The organism is Alteromonas sp. AWQ4_252, from assembly GCF_056158205.1.
Genome location: NZ_JBSWSV010000001.1, coordinates 673,128 through 692,820, shown reverse-complemented (window position 1 = coordinate 692,820; position 19,693 = coordinate 673,128). Strand labels below are relative to the sequence as shown.

The following is a 19,693-nucleotide window of genomic DNA, read 5'->3' as shown; positions in this document are numbered from 1 at the left end:
CATGTTCGACATCCTCATGTATCTGTTTGAGAACTTCATCCACAGTGAAACGGAAATTCGCGTCGATCAGGACGAACTGACAGATGAGCTAATACGCGCTGGTTTTCATCATGATGAAATCTACAAAGCATTGGCATGGCTGGAGAAACTAGCCGCGCTCCAGGAAACTGATATTAACCCCTATTTTTGCAAGGGTATTTCGTCAGGGATAAGTCGAATTTATACTCAAGAAGAGCAAATGAGACTGGACGTTGAGTGCCAGGGTTTTTTGATGTTCCTGGAACAAGTTAGTGTTCTGGACGCATCAACCCGTGAGATGGTCATCGACAGAGTGATGGAAATAGATTCGCCTGAATTTTGTCTTGAAGACCTAAAGTGGGTTGTTCTCATGGTACTTTTCAATGTACCAGGTAAAGAAAATGCGTACGCACAAATGGAAGATCTTTTGTTTGAAGAGTCTGACGGTACGCTGCACTAGTTAGGAGCACCACCGGCATATTCTATGTCAAAAATTGATCATTCTTTATTTAGTGCACATGAGCATGCTCTTGAGCACAGCGTCGGTGATTGCCCCGAGTGTGGTAATCACCTTCATATACGCAATAGCAAATCGGGGCCCTTTATTGGGTGCTCCGCTTACCCAGCTTGTCAGTTCAGTAAGCCCTTACACGATCAGCAAACCACGGTTTTAAAAGAAATAACGGGTACCCAGTGTCCTGAATGTCAAAGTGTTTTGGCAATAAAGAAAGGGCGGTACGGTATGTTTATTGGTTGTACGAATTTCCCAGAGTGTCATCATATTGAGCGCATAAAAAAGCAAGAAGACACGCAGTTATTATGTCCTCAGTGCGGTACAGGGCACATCACTGAAAGAACCAACAAATACGGCAAGCGATTTTATTCGTGTAACCGTTATCCCCAATGCCGATATGTGTTAAATTCTGTGCCCGTTAAAGGGCAATGCCCAGAATGTGGCTGGGGCTTACTTATCGAGAAAAAAGGACAGGTTTGTTGCCCACAACCTAAATGTGGCTATCAGACAGACTCTAAGTAATTAATTTGCACACCTATGACTTCAGAATATTTACAATCCATTGATACCCTCCAATCTGCGTTTAATGTGGGAGAACTTTTTGTTTATCCTACCGAAGCTGTGATGGGAATTGGCTGTGACCCTGATAACGAGGAAGCAGTGATTAAACTGCTAACGCTCAAGCAAAGACCCCGTGAAAAAGGTATGATCCTGATAGCCGATTCATATTCCCGTTTGCTCAAGTATGTGGATGATAAATCAGTACCGCCGCACAAGCGGGCCGAAGTTTTTTCATCCTGGCCAGGGCACAACACGTGGCTATTGCCAAAGTCAGCAGAAGCACCGGATTGGATAACGGGTGACCACGACAAGATTGCTGTTCGCGTAACTGCCCATCCCGTTGTGGTTGCACTATGCCAAACGTTGGGAAAACCATTGGTTTCTACTAGTGCCAACCCTTCAGGAATGCCGCCCGCTTTAAACACTGAAGAAGCTAAGCAGTACTTTGGTGACGATGTTGTTTATGCTCCCGGCGAGGTGACCAACCCAGGTAAGCCGAGTACTATCAGAGATTGCGAAACGGGCCAGGTGATCCGGGGATAAATATGAAAGAGCACAAAGCTATGCTAGATACCCAGTCTGCTATTAATAGTGTAAAAACTTTCCTCCTGACACTTCAGGATGATATTTGCCATACACTTGAGATGAGTGATGGCTCCGGGCAGTTTATAGAGGACAGTTGGGAACGCAAGGAAGGGGGCGGTGGCCGGTCCCGGGTGATGAAAAATGGTGCAGTAATTGAGCAAGGTGGTGTGAATTTCAGCCATGTGTTTGGCCATGCTATGCCTGCTTCAGCAACTGCCACTCGCCCTGAATTAGCGGGCCGGAGCTTTCAAGCCATGGGGGTTTCATTAGTTATCCACCCTCATAACCCGTATATACCAACGTCTCATGCAAATGTTCGTTTTTTCATAGCAGAAAAGGAAGGCGAAGCACCAATTTGGTGGTTTGGAGGTGGCTTTGATCTCACGCCATTTTATCCATTTAAAGAGGATGTAGTGCATTGGCACAATACCGCAAAACGCATTTGTGCGCCTTTCGGTGATAGCGTGTACGCAGACTACAAAAAATGGTGCGATGAGTACTTCTTTCTCAAACATCGCGGTGAAACCCGTGGCGTTGGCGGTCTGTTTTTTGACGACTTGAATGAGTGGGGATTCGAAAACAGTTTTGCATTTATGCAAGCTGTTGGACATGGATATTTAGATGCCTATATACCTATTGTCGAGCGCAGAAAAAGCATGACATTTACACAGAAGGAGAGGGAGTTTCAATTGTATCGTCGGGGCAGGTATGTTGAATTTAACCTGGTATATGACAGGGGCACATTATTCGGCTTACAAACCGGCGGCAGAACCGAATCTATTTTAATGAGTATGCCTCCATTAGCCAGATGGGAATATGGTTATGAGGCCCCAGCTGGCAGTGCTGAAGCTAAGCTGGCGGAATGGTTAACACCAAAAGATTGGTAACACATCGCTGGATTATTGATTTGGATCAAGGGGGGATAAAGGTCTCATTTTCCCAATTTTAACTTTGTTCCAGATCAACATATTGATTCTCCACGGGCGTACAGTAGCGCCATCAACGTTAAATACTCGAGAGAATCAAGATGAAAAAAACTACCCTGGCTACCGTTATTTTTGCCACACTAGTGACAGCTCCCCTCGTTCAAGCCTACGAAAAAGGTGATTGGCTCGTCCGAGGCGGCTTGACCACAGTTGCACCAGACGATGAGACATCTAACATTTTTGTTGGTGACAGCGACCTCGGTGTAGATCTGTCAATTGATAGTAATACACAGTTGGGTTTGAATGTTGCCTACTTTATTACAGATAACATCAATATTGAATTATTGGCAGCAACACCTTTCACCCATGATGTCGACTTTGGTGTAGAGGATCCTCTTGGCACCGGTACGCAATTAGGTGAGGTAACACACTTACCTCCAACGCTTTCCATTAATTATTACTTCAACGATCCCGCTGCTACTTTTCAACCTTATGTTGGAGCAGGAGTAAACTACACGCTTATATATGATGAAGAATTTACGTCAGCTAACGGAGATGCTGGGCTTACAGATCTGTCTCTTGATAATTCTTTTGGTTTATCAGCTCAACTAGGCGCTGATTTTAAAATCGATGAAAAGTGGCATATCAATGGTTCTGTTCGCTGGATAGACATTGATACAGAAGCCACTTTCAAATTAAATGGTGTTGAAGGGGAAGTGGCCGATATTCAAATTGACCCTTGGGTTTATACTATTTCTGTTGGTTACACTTTCTGATATTGAATATTAGTGTTTTTGCACGTTCTCAAAGCCCTTCTTAAAGTAGGAGGGCTTTTTTATATCTTCGCGTATACCGGTGAATGAGATTAATCGGTGTTGATCATATGTTCTGCTAACTGATCGAGTGATTGCAGGAGTTGTTCAGCAAGGTTGATATTAGTTACTGTGTCCATCATCGCCTTTCGCATACAGTACATCCATTGTCTTTTCAGCTCTGGGGTGACAGTGAAGGGTAAGTGTCGGGCTCTGAGCCTTGGGTGGCCAAATTGCACTTCGTACTCGTTAGGACCCCCTAGCCACATGGTCAAATAAAGCATAAACACATGTCTAATTCTGTCCAATGGCTGAGGGTGCAGCGCTAAAAGTTCAGTGGCAAGGGGATCTTGCTCCATGATGTCATAGAATTTATTGGCAAGTTGCGTTACTTTTGCGTCACCGCCTATGAGTTCATAAGGTGTGACTGGCGCTTTGGCGCGCCGTTTTTTCTCTTTCATTTTATTAAAATAGCCTAAAATACCCATGAAAAAATTCGCTGTATTTGGAAATCCTATTTCGCACAGTCTATCACCTGCCATCCACAAAATGTTTGCAGAAAATACAGGAGAAGAGATTGATTATGGCATTGTTGAATCAGATATCGATGCATTTGAATCAGACATTGAGAGTTTCTTCGCCGAAGATAGCGTAGTGGGATGTAACGTGACTGCACCCTTTAAAGGGCGGGCTTATGAGCTAAGTAAGAATAATTGCAATGCAGAGGCTGAAACTGCGGAAGCAGTTAATACCCTATTCATGAAAAACGGGGAGCTATTTGGTTATACAACCGACGGAATGGGACTGGTTGCTGATCTACACTCTCAAATTGGTTCGTTAGAAGGAAGTCGGGTCCTGTTGTTAGGTGCTGGTGGTGCAACTCGCGGAGTCGTTGAGCCATTGTTAGCCGCCAAGATCAAAACTCTCTTTATTAACAATAGAACTGAGGAGAAAGCTCAGGCGATTGTCGAAGCTATCAACAATCCGCTATTTAAGAATGTGACAAAAAATGAACTTAACTTATTAAACCCCGATATTGTCATTAATTGCACGTCAGCAAGCCTGACAGGTGATTTGCCGCAGGTTTCTACCAACATATTTGAAGGGTGCTCTCTTGCTTACGATATGGTGTATGGAAAAGGAGAAACTAAGTTCATGGAATTTGCCAGCACCCATGGGGCAGACAGAGTAAGCGATGGTTTTGGGATGCTAGTGGAACAGGCGGCAGCGGCATTTACTATATGGACAGGAAAGAAACCGGAAACGGCCGGGGTAATTAAAGCCCTCAGGCCGCGTTGAAGATGCTCTTCATAACTGCGCTAAGTAATCATCTTTGAGCAATACGTAATTTTCTGCCGATTGTTTTAGAAACTGACGCTCACTGTCTTTTAATGGGCGTTTTTCTATCATAGGGTTACCGACGTAAAGATAACCGCTTTTCAATTTTTTATTCGGTGGTACCAGAGTACCTGCGCCGATAAACACATCATCTTCTACAATAACACCATCCATGATGATTGCACCCATACCAACGAGAATACGATTTCCGAGTACACAACCATGCAACATACACTTGTGACCAACGGTAACGTCTTCACCGATTATGAGTGGGAACCCATTAGGATTCTGCGCAGATTTTCTTGATACGTGTAGTACCGAACCGTCTTGAATATTAGTACGTGCGCCAATAGTAATGTAATTCACATCTCCACGGGCGGCGACCAGCGGCCAGATACTCACATCCTCAGCCAGAGATATTTGTCCAACTAAAACGCTTGATGAATCAATATAACAGCGTGGGCCAATAGACGGGCTGTGCTGATGGTAGTCTCTGATAGGCATAGGATACTCAACTGTTAGGTAGTAGTAAGAATAGTCCAAGATGATGAGGGATTAACGACGTAAAATAAAGGGCGTTGTATCCGGAAAGCTAGTTCCACCTACAAGATTAGTGATAAATAGGGCAATTGGTGGTGAGTTTGTATACCGCAAAGGATGATAATTGACCGTTTAAACGAAATATGACAGTTTTTTTAAAATAGTAGTTGACGGAGAGATTTAAATCCCTAAAATGCGCATCCGCTTCGGCAGGAAAGCAAAACAACTTTCCAGCAAAAGCTAGTCAGTACTATCGCTAAAGCGCTTGTCTGGCGAGGTTTTCAAAGAAATGCTCTAGAGAATAAAATTTCAAAAAGTGTTGACAAGAGAATCGAAAGGCGTACAATGCGCGCCTCGCTTGAAAGAGTTGGAAACAACACTGAAAAGCAAGTTTTTAGAGCTAACAACGCTTCGAAATAATTTTCAAAAAGTTGTTGACACTGAAAACGAAACGCGTAGAATGCGCGTCCCGCTTCAGGGGAAACCGCTGAAGCCGCTAACGAAAGTTAGCAAAAATGTTCTTTAACAATTTATAACAAGACAATCTGTGTGGGCACTCGTTAAGAGTGTCAACCGACGATTCATAAATAGTTTTTCGATTTTAATTGAAGAGTTTGATCATGGCTCAGATTGAACGCTGGCGGCAGGCCTAACACATGCAAGTCGAACGGTAACAGGAATAGCTTGCTATTTGCTGACGAGTGGCGGACGGGTGAGTAATGCTTGGGAACTTGCCTTTGGGAGGGGGATAACAGTTGGAAACGACTGCTAATACCGCATAACGTCTACGGACCAAAGGGGGCTTAGGCTCCTACCTGAAGAGAGGCCCAAGTGAGATTAGCTAGTTGGTGAGGTAAAGGCTCACCAAGGCGACGATCTCTAGCTGTTCTGAGAGGAAGATCAGCCACACTGGGACTGAGACACGGCCCAGACTCCTACGGGAGGCAGCAGTGGGGAATATTGCACAATGGGGGAAACCCTGATGCAGCCATGCCGCGTGTGTGAAGAAGGCCTTCGGGTTGTAAAGCACTTTCAGTTGTGAGGAAAGGTTGGTAGTTAATACCTGCCAGCTGTGACGTTAACAACAGAAGAAGCACCGGCTAACTCCGTGCCAGCAGCCGCGGTAATACGGAGGGTGCGAGCGTTAATCGGAATTACTGGGCGTAAAGCGGACGCAGGCGGTTTGTTAAGCTAGATGTGAAAGCCCCGGGCTCAACCTGGGATGGTCATTTAGAACTGGCAGACTAGAGTCTTGGAGAGGGGAGTGGAATTCCAGGTGTAGCGGTGAAATGCGTAGATATCTGGAGGAACATCAGTGGCGAAGGCGACTCCCTGGCCAAAGACTGACGCTCATGTCCGAAAGTGTGGGTAGCGAACAGGATTAGATACCCTGGTAGTCCACACCGTAAACGCTGTCTACTAGCTGTGTGTGAATTTAATTCGTGCGTAGCGAAGCTAACGCGCTAAGTAGACCGCCTGGGGAGTACGGCCGCAAGGTTAAAACTCAAATGAATTGACGGGGGCCCGCACAAGCGGTGGAGCATGTGGTTTAATTCGAAGCAACGCGAAGAACCTTACCTACACTTGACATGCAGAGAATTTTCCAGAGATGGATTAGTGCCTTCGGGAACTCTGACACAGGTGCTGCATGGCTGTCGTCAGCTCGTGTCGTGAGATGTTGGGTTAAGTCCCGCAACGAGCGCAACCCTTGTCCTTAGTTGCCAGCATTAAGTTGGGCACTTTAAGGAGACTGCCGGTGACAAACCGGAGGAAGGTGGGGACGACGTCAAGTCATCATGGCCCTTACGTGTAGGGCTACACACGTGCTACAATGGTATTTACAGAGGGATGCGAGACAGCGATGTGGAGCGGACCCCTTAAAGAATATCGTAGTCCGGATCGGAGTCTGCAACTCGACTCCGTGAAGTCGGAATCGCTAGTAATCGCAGGTCAGCATACTGCGGTGAATACGTTCCCGGGCCTTGTACACACCGCCCGTCACACCATGGGAGTGGGATGCAAAAGAAGTAGTTAGTCTAACCTTCGGGAGGACGATTACCACTTTGTGTTTCATGACTGGGGTGAAGTCGTAACAAGGTAACCCTAGGGGAACCTGGGGTTGGATCACCTCCTTACCTTAAAAATCGTCAATTGCCTTTTAGCGCAGTGTTCACACAGATTGTTTTGTTATGTGTCTCTTAGGAGATTCAGAGCAAAGTCTTGTTCTTTAACAATTTGGAAAGCTGATATTAGTAATCAATCAAATTGAGTAACTGAGAATATCGAAAAGATGTTCTTTCACGCTACTCTATCTGACAAACGGCGCAGCGTAAGCTGCAATGTAATTGATTAGACAGTCATGCATACAACAGAGATAACATCTCACCTAACCCTGGACAAAAAGGCGGGGTTGGCGCAGCAAAATCCATCCTTTTGAGTTGTCGCAACTCTTGGATTTTCCTGTAATGCTATGAAATCTTATTCCTTAACTCATGTGAATAAGAGGCAATAGCGATGATTTGGTTTCTGGGTGAGCGAAACGACGAGCGAGCGAAGGAGCATACATATCGTATGTGACTGAGTAAGCGAGGACGCGCCGCGAAATACAGGAAGCAAAGCAGAAGCTATTTAGGGTTGTATGGTTAAGTGACTAAGCGTATACGGTGGATGCCTTGGCAGTAAGAGGCGATGAAGGACGTGTAAGTCTGCGAAAAGCGGTGGCGAGTTGACAAAACGCATTTGAGCCATCGATGTCCGAATGGGGAAACCCACCCGCTTGCGGGTATCTGCATGTGAATACATAGCATGTAGAGGCAAACCCGGGGAACTGAAACATCTAAGTACCCGGAGGAAAAGAAATCAACCGAGATTCCCTTAGTAGCGGCGAGCGAAAGGGGACTAGCCGATGTTAGTTGTCATAGTGGAATATTCTGGAAAGTTTAACGGTACAGGGTGATAGTCCCGTACACGAAGTGGCAATTAGCACATATTAAGTAGGTCGGGACACGTGTTATCTTGACTGAAGATGGGGGGACCATCCTCCAAGGCTAAATACTCCTTACTGACCGATAGTGAACCAGTACCGTGAGGGAAAGGCGAAAAGAACCCCTGTGAGGGGAGTGAAATAGAACCTGAAACCGTATACGTACAAGCAGTGGGAGCCCCATCACTAAGTGCCTTAGTGATGAAACTCACAAAGTGCAAACAGCCTGATTGAGCGTAACGTTGACCTGCAAGGCAGCCAACGGTAAACCGCGCCAAATCAAGCAGGGTGCTTAGTGATGGGGTGACTGCGTACCTTTTGTATAATGGGTCAGCGACTTATATTTAGTAGCAAGGTTAACCGTTTAGGGGAGCCGTAGCGAAAGCGAGTGTTAACTGCGCGTCTAGTTGCTAGGTATAGACCCGAAACCCGGTGATCTAGCCATGGGCAGGTTGAAGGTTGAGTAACATCAACTGGAGGACCGAACTCACACCTGTTGAAAAAGGTGGAGATGACCTGTGGCTGGGGGTGAAAGGCCAATCAAACCGGGAGATAGCTGGTTCTCCCCGAAATCTATTTAGGTAGAGCCTCGGACGAATTCCTTTGGGGGTAGAGCACTGTTAAGGCTAGGGGGTCATCCCGACTTACCAACCCTTTGCAAACTCCGAATACCAAAGAGAACTATCCGGGAGACACACGGCGGGTGCTAACGTCCGTCGTGAAGAGGGAAACAACCCAGACCGCCAGCTAAGGTCCCAAAATATTGCTAAGTGGGAAACGATGTGGGAAGGCTAAGACAGCTAGGAGGTTGGCTTAGAAGCAGCCACCCTTTAAAGAAAGCGTAATAGCTCACTAGTCGAGTCGGCCTGCGCGGAAGATGTAACGGGGCTAAGCAATATACCGAAGCTGCGGCAGCAAGTTTACTTGCTGGGTAGGGGAGCGTTGTGTAAGTGGCTGAAGGTGAACTGTGAAGTTTGCTGGACATATCACAAGTGCGAATGCTGACATGAGTAACGATAATGGGGGTGAAAAACCCCCACGCCGGAAGACCAAGGTTTCCTGTCCCATGCTAATCAGGGCAGGGTAAGTCGGCCCCTAAGGCGAGGCAGAGATGCGTAGTCGATGGGAAACGGGTTAATATTCCCGTACTTATATAATCAGTGATGGAGGGACGGAGAAGGCTAGGCAAGCTTGGCGTTGGTTGTCCAAGTGAAAGTGAGTAGGCTGAGAACTTAGGTAAATCCGGGTTCTTAAGGCCGAGACACGAGACGAGCCACCAAGGTGGTGAAGTTGTTGATGCCCTGCTTCCAGGAAAAGCTTCTAAACTTATGATTATGTGAACCGTACCCCAAACCGACACAGGTGGTCAGGTAGAGAATACTAAGGCGCTTGAGAGAACTCGGGTGAAGGAACTCGGCAAAATTGTACCGTAACTTCGGGAGAAGGTACGCCCTTGCTTGTGATGGAACTTGCTTCCTGAGCAGGTGAGGGCCGCAGTGACCAGGTGGCTGGGACTGTTTATTAAAAACACAGCACTGTGCTAAATCGTAAGATGACGTATACGGTGTGACACCTGCCCGGTGCCGGAAGGTTAATTGATGGGGTTAGCTTAGGCGAAGCTCTTGATCGAAGCCCCGGTAAACGGCGGCCGTAACTATAACGGTCCTAAGGTAGCGAAATTCCTTGTCGGGTAAGTTCCGACCTGCACGAATGGTGTAACCATGGCCACGCTGTCTCCACCCGAGACTCAGTGAAATTGAAATCGCAGTGAAGATGCTGTGTACCCGCACCTAGACGGAAAGACCCCGTGAACCTTTACTACAGCTTGGCACTGAACATTGAACCTACTTGTGTAGGATAGGTGGGAGGCTTTGAAATGCAGACGCTAGTTTGCATGGAGCCGTCCTTGAAATACCACCCTGGTATGTTTGATGTTCTAACATAGGTCCCTAATCGGGATTGTGGACAGTGTCTGGTGGGTAGTTTGACTGGGGCGGTCTCCTCCCAAATAGTAACGGAGGAGCACGAAGGTTAGCTAATCACGGTCGGACATCGTGAGGTTAGTGCAATGGCATAAGCTAGCTTAACTGCGAGACAGACACGTCGAGCAGGTACGAAAGTAGGTCATAGTGATCCGGTGGTTCTGTATGGAAGGGCCATCGCTCAACGGATAAAAGGTACTCCGGGGATAACAGGCTGATACCGCCCAAGAGTTCATATCGACGGCGGTGTTTGGCACCTCGATGTCGGCTCATCACATCCTGGGGCTGAAGTCGGTCCCAAGGGTATGGCTGTTCGCCATTTAAAGTGGTACGCGAGCTGGGTTTAGAACGTCGTGAGACAGTTCGGTCCCTATCTGGTGTGGGCGTTGGATGATTGAGGGGAGCTGCTCCTAGTACGAGAGGACCGGAGTGGACGAACCGCTGGTGTTCGGGTTGTTTTGCCAAAGGCATTGCCCGGTAGCTACGTTCGGAATCGATAACCGCTGAAAGCATCTAAGCGGGAAGCGAGCCCCAAGATGAGTCATCCCTGAGGTTTAACCTCTCTGAAGGGTTGTTGTAGACTACAACGTTGATAGGCAGGGTGTGGAAGTGTTGCAAGGCATTAAGCTAACCTGTACTAATTGCCCGTGAGGCTTAACCATACAACGCCTAAATGGCTTCGACATTTAGTGTTGTGAGTTAAATGACTGACTAATTAAGTAAGTTAGAGTAGTGAGTTACTCTGATTGAAGACGATATCACGCTTTCCAGAATTGTTAAGTTACTGACGATGTCGGTAACAACCAGTTTTTGCCTGGCGGCAATAGCGACGTGGTACCACCTGATCCCATTCCGAACTCAGAAGTGAAACGCGTTAGCGGCGATGGTAGTGTGGGGTTTCCCCATGTGAGAGTAGCACACCGCCAGGCTCCTAATTACACGAAAAAGCCCACTCAAACGAGTGGGCTTTTTTCGTATAAGCGCAGCAAAGCTGCGCCTATTATCAACGGCAAACCCAACCCATCGGTAGGGATTTACCTATGTAGATCTGCTTAACAGACAAGTAGCATCCCTTCCCTGGTGCAACGTCCACGGCAGCCTCCTTGCTGCCGGTTCTTCACTCTCGGCGTGCCACTGGCACCCCTCGTTCGCTGCGCTCACCGTTCATCACCCCCATGTGAGAGGAGTTCTCGTCACGAAGTGAACCGCCAGGCTCCCAATTACACGAAAAAGCCCACTCAAACGAGTGGGCTTTTTTCGTATAAGCGCAGCAAAGCTGCGCCTATTATCAACGGCAAACCCAACCCATCGGTAGGGATTTACCTGTGTAGATCTGCTTAACAGACAAGTAGCATCCCTTCCCTGGTGCAACGTCCACGGCAGCCTCCTTGCTGCCGGTTCTTCACTCTCGGCGTGCCACTGGCACCCCTCGTTCGCTGCGCTCAGCGTGAGAGTAGCTCTCGTCACGAAGTGAACCGCCAGGCTCCCAATTACACGAAAAAGCCCACTCAAACCAGTGGGCTTTTTCGTATAAGCGCAGCAAAGCTGCGCCTATTATCAAACGGAAACCAAACCCTAGGCTCCTTGTAAATATCAGCTACTCCTGATGCTCAGCTAGGGCTATATGACATCCCAGAACACACGCACTATCGTCTTACTATTTTCTAGTTGTGCATTTTCCAGTGATCATAGGTTCAACAAATACAACCTAGTTTTGGAGCTCAAGTTGTTTTCTTAATTCGCTCAAGAACAAATCAATACGCTCAGCGTTTTTACCAAGGTCGCTTTTACCCACCCTGGATTTGCTACGAACATCTACTAGCGTATGATTGTTTTGCTCTTGAAGTCTTACGACTACATCATCTTTAAAACCGAACCAGGTAGTAGTGTCTGTCGCTTCTAAAGTGTTATTTGCCTCTCCTTCTTTTGCACGCTCCCAGCCTAGACTGTCAATAGCAATTTCAGCAGCGGTATAAACCTCGGCTAGAGGCTGTGGTAGTCGCTGGGTTTTAATATGAGGATACGCATCAAGTTGTTGTGCCGTAACGTCCCCGCCTTCATATGTTATTGGGTTAGGTGCTTCTGCTCGCTCTACTGCCAGGGCTACAAATTCAGGAGGGTTAGTGACGTCTGTTGTTATGTCGTGAATGGGCGGAACGGCACCGGCTTTACTCATCATACTAACAGGCATCCCCACTGCAACGAGCGACAGTACTGTATACAGAACTGTACTTACCCACTTTACGTTTTTGCGATTAACCAACACATTGAGAAGAATTAGGATGAGAGATGCACCACCAACATACACTCCATATCGCAATGTCGCGAATGCTGTCTTAAGGTCAACGCCTGCAAATTGATAGAGAGGGCCAGGTAACACGACCATCAAAAATCCGATGATGCTGGTAAGGGCGATAATGCTTTTCACAAGTACTCCAGGTAATAGTTGTTTTGTTACACATTAACACGCGTATCTGCTTAATGTGATAACTTTCAGAGCAAGTGACAACAAATACAGCCTGAAACGCACTCGGAATGAACGAAAAAGTGTTCGTGCGGAATGAAGACGATGGACAGCTTACACCCGACGGAAAACAAATAGAAACCAGCAACAATTCTCGATGTTACTAAACGTTGATTTGTGCCCAGTTACTACACGTCTCCTTTGGGGGAATTTGATAGAGATGAAAGAATGGCGTGAGGGTTACTGATCCCGTACTTAACCTTCAAGTTTTCTACAACCTCAGGGTTTGACTTAATAAAAGCTTCAATTTTCTCAATCAAACCCCGGTGCTCAATGGTAGATAACTTAAACTCAGTGATCTTTTTAGGCAAGTGTGCACCGACAGCAAACCTGTCTATACTCGGACTATTCATGGATAAGTGCTCCATAACAAAATAGTCTACTTCGGTAGCGTCAGCTTTACCTTTGTCAACATACTGCAAGGCTTGTAGACTGCTAGCTACTTCAATGAGCTCAATTGAACCCTGGGGAATTAACCCTCCCCAATCCATTGTTGAGAACCCCTTGGGTAAAGACAACCGGTGGATATCATCTTTAGCTGAGAAGTGAAATGATGGCTTGACCGCCACGCAACTTATGGTTTTGACGATACCTTGGGAATAGTGTTTATTTTCTGGCTCAAGAGCAGCAGGACGAAAAATTGGGTTGTCAGGATAGATAACGTCCACTGTGCCCTTAACAAGTTCAGTTTGAAGGCGCTGAACCGGCAAAGATACATAAACAAACTCATCTCCACTCTGTTTAGAATATGCTTCCAAAAGCGCCCAAATAAAGCCCTTGTCAAATTCTGATGCGAAGTCGTAATGAGGATAATAGTTGAAGTTCTGTGAGCCTATGACATAAGTATCGCTGTACGCTCTACAGCATACAAGTAAGCTGACTACGAAAGCTAGTTTTTTAATCATCACGAAACTTCTTTTACCTGCTTTACCAATTTAATGTTACTAGCAACAAAGCATAAGTATACACAATGCTTATGCAGAAAGTATTATGCTTACCTTATGTGTTCTGTTCAATAAATAAACAAAAAATTTTAAAAATGGTACGAATATGACAAATTTAAAAAGTCTAATCCGGGGTTCTTGCTGTTTAATCCACCGTTAGAATAATGCATATATCGCAGCGCTATTTGTTGTTGATCTTCATCATCGAGACTAAGCAACAAGCCAAGGCGATCTTCAAATTGATAGTGAGAGCCAATATTCTTTCCGGCAAACTCACGATCATTGACTAGGCTCGCCCCAATTCCCGCTTCAACATACAAAGGGTATATATCGTTGATCTTTGTAATTTGTTTCACCAATACAGGAGAAAGCGCGATGGCAAAATTAGTACTGTGATTATCGTTTTCCCCATATTCCCATACATTTATACTGGCTTCCCAATACAGTTTTATATCGCCGAACCAATCAGTATACAGTTCCGTGGTTACGGGTCTGTAGGCTAATCGCAAGCCACTGATATCATCAAAACCATAAAGATAATCAACCGCTATAGCTTGCTTAGCATTAACATGGGCAGAAAGCAGAAGAGTGGAAAAAAGTAAAAGTGAAGTGAGAGTGGGCTTATTGAACATAATTCCTCCGAGTATACATATCCAGGAGGAAGCAATTTTGTGGCCAGTATTAAAGTTTAATATAATTAGTGACTTAAGAACTTTTTAGATAAAAACATGCACAACCGTATGTATAATTTTCCAACGAGACGTAAAAAATACATTGGTGTATGTATGTCGAAAACTACCGGTTCAATGGCTTAGTGAAAGTTTCTTGCATTAACTGTAAGCGCCGAAAACCAATGGCTTCTATCACTGAGTTTACCGGCAATGACATGCACAACACCTTCTTTAGAGCGCTCCAAAATACCATCAACCTGCAGAATCTTTGATTTGAGATAAGCTTTTTGCTGATGTCTGGCTGTTGACTGCCAAACAACAATATTCATATTGCCTGTATGGTCTTCCAGAGTAAAAAAGGTAGCACCAGATGCCGTACCCGGGGCTTGCCTGCAGGTAACACAACCAATTACATGGACAAGGCTCCCGTGAGGTTTGGACTGTAATTGATTCGCAAAGGTTAGCCCTTTAATCTGACGTTCCTGTAAAACGAGGGCAATTGGATGCGCTTTTAATGAAAGCGTCAGTGACGCGTAATCCTCGGCGACATTTTGAGCTGGGTTTGGGATCACTTCAAGAGGAAGCGACGGTTGATTACTGCCAAATAAAGGAAGAGAAGTTTGCTGGTCCATCATTGCCCATCTCGCCTGATAGCGATTTCCGCCAATTAATGACAGAGCGTCAGCACTGGCCAAAGCAGATAAGTCTTTTTCGCTTACATGGAGCTGTTTTAGTTGATAAACGTCTGTAAAGCCGGAGGCAGGTCGAGCCTCTAATAGCTCTATCATGGCTTTTTCAGACAAACCTTTCACGAGTTTCAATCCGAGTCTTATTGCCTTTACGCCACGTTGCAAAACCAGCGTATGTTCACTCTCTGAATGATTGATGCATACCGGCAGAACAGGAATGCTATGACGTTTCGCATCCTGTACTAATTGACTGGCTGAATAAAACCCCATGGGAAGACTATTGAGTAATGCAATGTAAAACTCCGCTGGGAAGTAATACTTCAGCCAACAAGAAACATAGGCGAGTACAGCAAAAGATGCGGAATGTGATTCTGGAAACCCATACCCACCAAACCCTTTAATTTGCTCAAAGAGCTGTTCAGCAAAAGCCATGGTGTAGCCTTTCTTTATCATACCGTCGATAAGCTTTTCTCTAAACTCATAGATCCGGCCATCTTTTTTCCAGCTCGCCATTGCACGTCTAAGTTGATCTGCCTCTCCACCAGAAAACCCCGCAGCAACCATTGCTAATTGAATTACTTGTTCCTGAAAAATGGGTACTCCCATGGTTCTCGACAATACTTTTTTCACGTCTTCTGAAGGATAACAGACGGGTTCTTTGCCATGTCTGCGTAATAAATACGGGTGAACCATATCACCTTGAATTGGGCCGGGCCTGACAATAGCAATTTGAACCACGAGGTCGTAATAGCTACGTGGCTTTAGGCGGGGCAACATACTCATTTGCGCCCGAGATTCAATTTGAAAAACACCAACAGTATCTGCTTTGCAAATCATGTCGAAAACCTGCTGGTCATCGCCTAACCGAGTGATAAAAGGAATTGATACCGGTACTGAATATTGAGTTTGCAATAAATCGAAAGTCTTTCTAATTGCACTGAGCATACCCAGGGCCAGTACATCTACCTTTAGCAGACCTAATGATTCTAAGTCATCCTTATCCCACTGAATAACGGTTCTATCTGCCATTGCAGCATTTTCTACAGGTACCATTTCATATAAAGGTCCGGCAGAAATAACAAAGCCTCCAACATGTTGAGATAGGTGTCTGGGGAAACCAACCAATTCCTCTACCAGAGCCACCAGTTGACGAACTTTTGTTGATTGGGTATCTAAACCGCAAGCTGAAAGTTGAGATTGCCAGGTTAGTGTTCGATCCCTTCTATTGATGTTCTTTATCACAAAATCCAGTTGCGTTTCAGGAAGTCCAAGTGCTTTCCCCACCTCCCGAAACGCACTTTTAAAGCGAAACGAGATCACCGTAGCAGCAAGTGCTGTTCTCTCCCGCCCGTATTTGTTGTAAATATACTGAATAACTTCTTCGCGCCGACTGTGCTCGAAGTCTACGTCGATATCCGGAGGCTCATCTCTTTCTTTGGAAATAAAACGCTCAAACAGCACGTTAATTTGCCGTGGATCTACTGCAGTGATCTCGAGGCAATAACACACTACCGAATTAGCTGCAGAACCCCTTCCTTGATAAAGAATTTTCTGCTTCTTCGCAAATTGAACAATATCGTGAATTGTCAGGAAAAAGTACGGGTATTCTTGTTCCTCAATCAATCGCATTTCTTTTTCAATTATTGCCCTGATTTCACTACTCAAACCATCTGGGAAGCGCTTCTTTATTCCCTCCTCAACACAATTGCGAAGATGTTCAATTGCGGTTAAACCATTAGGAACAAGCTCAGCCGGGTATTGATACCTAAGCTCATCGAGAGAAAATGTACAAGTGGATGCCAATTTTTGTGTATTGTTGACCCATTGCTCGGGGAATAGCTTTTTTATTTTCGTGATATTGCGCAATGCCCGCTCGGCGTTTGATAAAACGGCACTTCCGAGCTGTTCTACTGAGGTATTTTCGTGCATAGCATGAAGAACGTGCTGTAAAGGCAACCGACTTGGATGGTGAAATAGCGCTTGAGACGTCGCTATGACAGGAAATTTAAAAGTCCTGTGTAGCTGATGGAGAGAGGCGAAGCGACGTGTGTCAGAGCCGTCGAGAAATCGGGTGGCCCCAAGCCAGGTTCTGTTGGCATGATGTCGAGAAAGCCATTTTCCCCAATGGTCATTAGTGTCGCTTTCTAAATCAGGTAGCCAGACAATCAGGCAGTGCTTTACGGCAATGAGATCCCACTCTGCCAGTTGATACTCACCTTTCGGACTTCGGCGGCGAGCCTGTGTAATGATACGACATAATTCTCCGTAGGCCTGTTTATTCGGGCACAGCAGGACAAATTGAAAATTATTTTGAAAATTGAACAAACTGCCCACGATAAGAGAAACGGGTAATCGGTGCCGCTTAATTTCGCTGTGCGCTCGAACGACTCCGGCCACTGAACATTCGTCAGTAATAGCGATGGCAGAGTAGTTAAGGAAAGCAGCTGTAGTAACCAGTTCCTCAGGGCTGGATGCGCCGTGAAGAAAACTGAAATTACTCTGACAAACCAACTCAGCAAAAGCCATGTCAGATGTACCAACCGTTGACAAACCATTGGTTGGCTTCTTTAAATATTTGTATTCTCTGACCGTGTGTGTTTCTAGCGATGTAAAAGTCGCGCATATATTTATTTTTGTCCCACCAGCCTGTTTCAACTCTCACCGGACCAAATTCAATCACAGGAGATTCACTGAGCCTTACTGGTTCTGCTAGAACAATACCTGGCATGTCTAACTTCAAAGTACTTTCACTACTATTCGCGGCGTCACTTAATACTTGTAATCTATGATCTTTTGGCCATTTAGGTTTGCTAACCTGGCTTTCCCCGAGGCGTGCTGATAGCTTGCCAATGAGTTGCTGCCGGGCAAAGACACTTGTGCGATTATTGAATAAATCGTTATTTTCACTGTCGTTTTCACATAGTTCTGCCGCGTGCAAAGTTACGCTAATAACCGGCGCCGGTAACATCAGTTGTTCAAACTTCAATGCGATTAACTCCAGCCACTCTTTTTCACAAAAATGAGAATTAGCTTTTCCAATTTTAAGCTCTGAAGAGTCATGCTCGCGGTACGCCAGTAAGAGGCTAAGGCGTAATAACCCTGCATTTCGTAGCCTTAAAAACACGGCTAAGTCTTTAAGCGCATTGCCAATAAAAGGAAGTAATCGTTGGGTGTTTTCTTCCTCGTAAGGCAAATTTATTGTTTGCTCGAACTCTGCAGGAGGATGATAGAAAACGAGCCTGTGATGATGCTCTCCTCGTAAAGCAAACACGTATTTTAAAGTGTCATCGTCAAACCGCTTGCCCAATTCCGTAGGCGGGATGTTTAAGAGCTGATCAACCTGTTCAATGCCTGCTCGCGACAAAGCGTTAAGTACCTTCGGTGCCAGTGAAAGCACCGATAACGGCAACTGATTTAAAGCGCTTTTAATGAGGTTTTTATCAAAGAAAAGGGTGTTTGCGCCTGCTTTTGCGAGTGCTGCGGCAGCTTCAGGGCTGTCGGCTGAAGCGTAATTAAAATGCAAATGACGTTCTTGTAAAACTGACTTAATGGCCAGCCAGATACTCTGAAGACTGCCATAATATCTGGTTAAATTATCTATACGAATATAAAGGGCCGCTGGTGGGGATAAAGCAATCTCTGCAGCGCATTGATAAATTAATGAGGCCAGGTTTTTTAAGTATCCCACTTCTATTTGTTTCTGGTAATCAATAACCTGAAGGGATTCGCACAATGAAGCAGCTTGTGCCAGTCCCATCCCATTTTCTATTCCAGCCCGTTGAGCAGCTCTGCTGGTCTGAACAATGCCATTTTTACCGGCATCGTAAACCACAATGCTAGCCCTTTTTTGTTCTAAAGGTAGATTGTCCAGGGTCAACTGATAGAAATGAATATGTAGCCAGAGCATATTAACCCTGTAAATTTAAAGTGTTGGATAAAGAGTCGGTATAAAGTCGAAACACACTGGCAATGGGGGAATTGTTGGGAGTATAACTAAACGAAACAGGAATTTGCTGATGGCTCCAGCCAGCGAATTGTTTGTGCACATCAATTTCAAAACCCTGCTCAGTTGGACTTAGTGATAAATCTAACGATATCGGCAGTGAATGTCTTTTTGCTGTTAAGGGCTCAAACAGAAAAACCTGGCAGTGAGTATTTTGCGTGGCGACTTGTAAACGCCGTGCTTCTTTAGCGCTTAAACCTGTAACCCACATAAAAACCACATGGCAGGCTGAGGATTTAATACATGATTCTGTTGCCCACTTAGCCAGTTCACTGTCTGTATTAATAAGCAGCGTGTGAGCAGGGTTAACTCCAAGTTGTTCGAGCCAGGGCGCTAAAATAACACCCGGTGGATTTACAAAGGCGCACTGTGGCGCTTGTTCTCTGTTTTTTATAACGGTAGATAAGAACGATAATTCTCCGGTGCCAGGTAAGTGTCTAAGTCGGATGACTCCCCAATCTGGTATACCACCGCGCAGGGCTTTATCCAGCGCGCTAAACCCAGTAGGTGTTCTATTCGGCTGCAGTGTGCTCGCATCACCACCACGCCATATAGCCGGATGTTGTTCAACAAGAGAAAGAGAATTAGCCATAATAATACCTG

General features: G+C 45.6%; 14 protein-coding genes and 3 rRNA genes. 9 read left to right on the top strand and 8 right to left on the bottom strand.

The features are described from left to right. Window position 1 precedes the first annotated feature (1 nt). The 5 genes from ACXACM_RS03015 (at window position 2) to ACXACM_RS02995 (ending at window position 3,380) form a co-directional block, all read left to right on the top strand. The gene (locus tag ACXACM_RS03015; RefSeq protein WP_474819706.1) at window positions 2-478 is read left to right on the top strand and encodes a DUF494 family protein; all 477 of its coding nucleotides are present in this window, start codon (window positions 2-4) and stop codon (window positions 476-478) included. A 24-nt stretch (window positions 479-502) separates the two neighbouring features. Beyond that, window positions 503-1,054 (top strand): DNA topoisomerase family protein, encoded by a 552-nt coding sequence (locus tag ACXACM_RS03010; protein WP_474819704.1) that lies wholly within the window; start codon window positions 503-505, stop codon window positions 1,052-1,054. A gap of 15 nt (window positions 1,055-1,069) precedes the next feature. After that, on the top strand, window positions 1,070-1,636 hold the full coding sequence (tsaC, locus tag ACXACM_RS03005) for an L-threonylcarbamoyladenylate synthase type 1 TsaC (protein ID WP_474819703.1): 567 nt from the start codon (window positions 1,070-1,072) through the stop codon (window positions 1,634-1,636). Between the two features lie 2 nt (window positions 1,637-1,638). Next, window positions 1,639-2,565, top strand: coding sequence for an oxygen-dependent coproporphyrinogen oxidase (gene hemF / locus ACXACM_RS03000; protein WP_474819702.1), 927 nt, complete (start codon window positions 1,639-1,641; stop codon window positions 2,563-2,565). Window positions 2,566-2,705: 140 nt separating this feature from the next. Then, on the top strand, window positions 2,706-3,380 hold the full coding sequence (locus ACXACM_RS02995; protein WP_474819700.1) for an OmpW family outer membrane protein: 675 nt from the start codon (window positions 2,706-2,708) through the stop codon (window positions 3,378-3,380). A gap of 89 nt (window positions 3,381-3,469) precedes the next feature. Here ACXACM_RS02995 and ACXACM_RS02990 read toward each other — a convergent pair whose 3' ends face one another. Next, window positions 3,470-3,904, bottom strand: a complete 435-nt coding sequence (locus ACXACM_RS02990) for a group II truncated hemoglobin (RefSeq protein WP_474819699.1) — start codon at window positions 3,902-3,904, stop codon at window positions 3,470-3,472. Here ACXACM_RS02990 and aroE point away from each other — a divergent pair. Then, window positions 3,903-4,715, top strand: coding sequence for a shikimate dehydrogenase (gene aroE / locus ACXACM_RS02985; protein WP_474819698.1), 813 nt, complete (start codon window positions 3,903-3,905; stop codon window positions 4,713-4,715). The genes ACXACM_RS02990 and aroE overlap by 2 nt on opposite strands. 9 nt (window positions 4,716-4,724) lie before the next feature. Here aroE and ACXACM_RS02980 read toward each other — a convergent pair whose 3' ends face one another. Then, complete coding sequence (locus ACXACM_RS02980; RefSeq protein WP_474819696.1) at window positions 4,725-5,258, bottom strand: gamma carbonic anhydrase family protein; 534 nt, start codon at window positions 5,256-5,258, stop codon at window positions 4,725-4,727. Window positions 5,259-5,896: 638 nt separating this feature from the next. On the opposite strand from ACXACM_RS02980, the gene ACXACM_RS02975 reads away from it, so the two are divergent. The 3 genes from ACXACM_RS02975 (at window position 5,897) to rrf (ending at window position 11,188) form a co-directional block, all read left to right on the top strand. Further along, window positions 5,897-7,429: ribosomal RNA gene (locus tag ACXACM_RS02975) — 16S ribosomal RNA — on the top strand. A 505-nt stretch (window positions 7,430-7,934) separates the two neighbouring features. Then, window positions 7,935-10,921: ribosomal RNA gene (locus tag ACXACM_RS02970) — 23S ribosomal RNA — on the top strand. A gap of 151 nt (window positions 10,922-11,072) precedes the next feature. Then, window positions 11,073-11,188: ribosomal RNA gene (gene rrf, locus ACXACM_RS02965) — 5S ribosomal RNA — on the top strand. The 16S, 23S and 5S rRNA genes sit together here, the layout of an rRNA operon. Window positions 11,189-11,967: 779 nt before the next feature. On the opposite strand, the gene ACXACM_RS02960 is transcribed toward rrf, so the two are convergent. The 6 genes from ACXACM_RS02960 to ACXACM_RS02935 all read right to left on the bottom strand — a co-directional run bounded on the left by ACXACM_RS02960 (window position 11,968) and on the right by ACXACM_RS02935 (window position 19,682). Then, window positions 11,968-12,687 (bottom strand): DUF1499 domain-containing protein, encoded by a 720-nt coding sequence (locus ACXACM_RS02960; protein ID WP_474819695.1) that lies wholly within the window; start codon window positions 12,685-12,687, stop codon window positions 11,968-11,970. Between the two features lie 224 nt (window positions 12,688-12,911). After that, entirely contained in the window at window positions 12,912-13,688 is a 777-nt protein-coding gene (locus tag ACXACM_RS02955; protein ID WP_474819694.1) for a type 2 periplasmic-binding domain-containing protein, read from the bottom strand. A 128-nt stretch (window positions 13,689-13,816) separates the two neighbouring features. Then, window positions 13,817-14,359, bottom strand: a complete 543-nt coding sequence (locus ACXACM_RS02950; protein ID WP_474819692.1) for an acyloxyacyl hydrolase — start codon at window positions 14,357-14,359, stop codon at window positions 13,817-13,819. Window positions 14,360-14,538: 179 nt separating this feature from the next. Beyond that, entirely contained in the window at window positions 14,539-17,613 is a 3,075-nt protein-coding gene (locus tag ACXACM_RS02945; RefSeq protein WP_474819691.1) for an error-prone DNA polymerase, read from the bottom strand. Window position 17,614: 1 nt separating this feature from the next. Then, entirely contained in the window at window positions 17,615-18,994 is a 1,380-nt protein-coding gene (locus ACXACM_RS02940) for a Y-family DNA polymerase (protein WP_474819690.1), read from the bottom strand. 1 nt (window position 18,995) lies between these two features. Beyond that, on the bottom strand, window positions 18,996-19,682 hold the full coding sequence (locus ACXACM_RS02935) for a hypothetical protein (protein ID WP_474819688.1): 687 nt from the start codon (window positions 19,680-19,682) through the stop codon (window positions 18,996-18,998). Window positions 19,683-19,693: the final 11 nt, after the last annotated feature.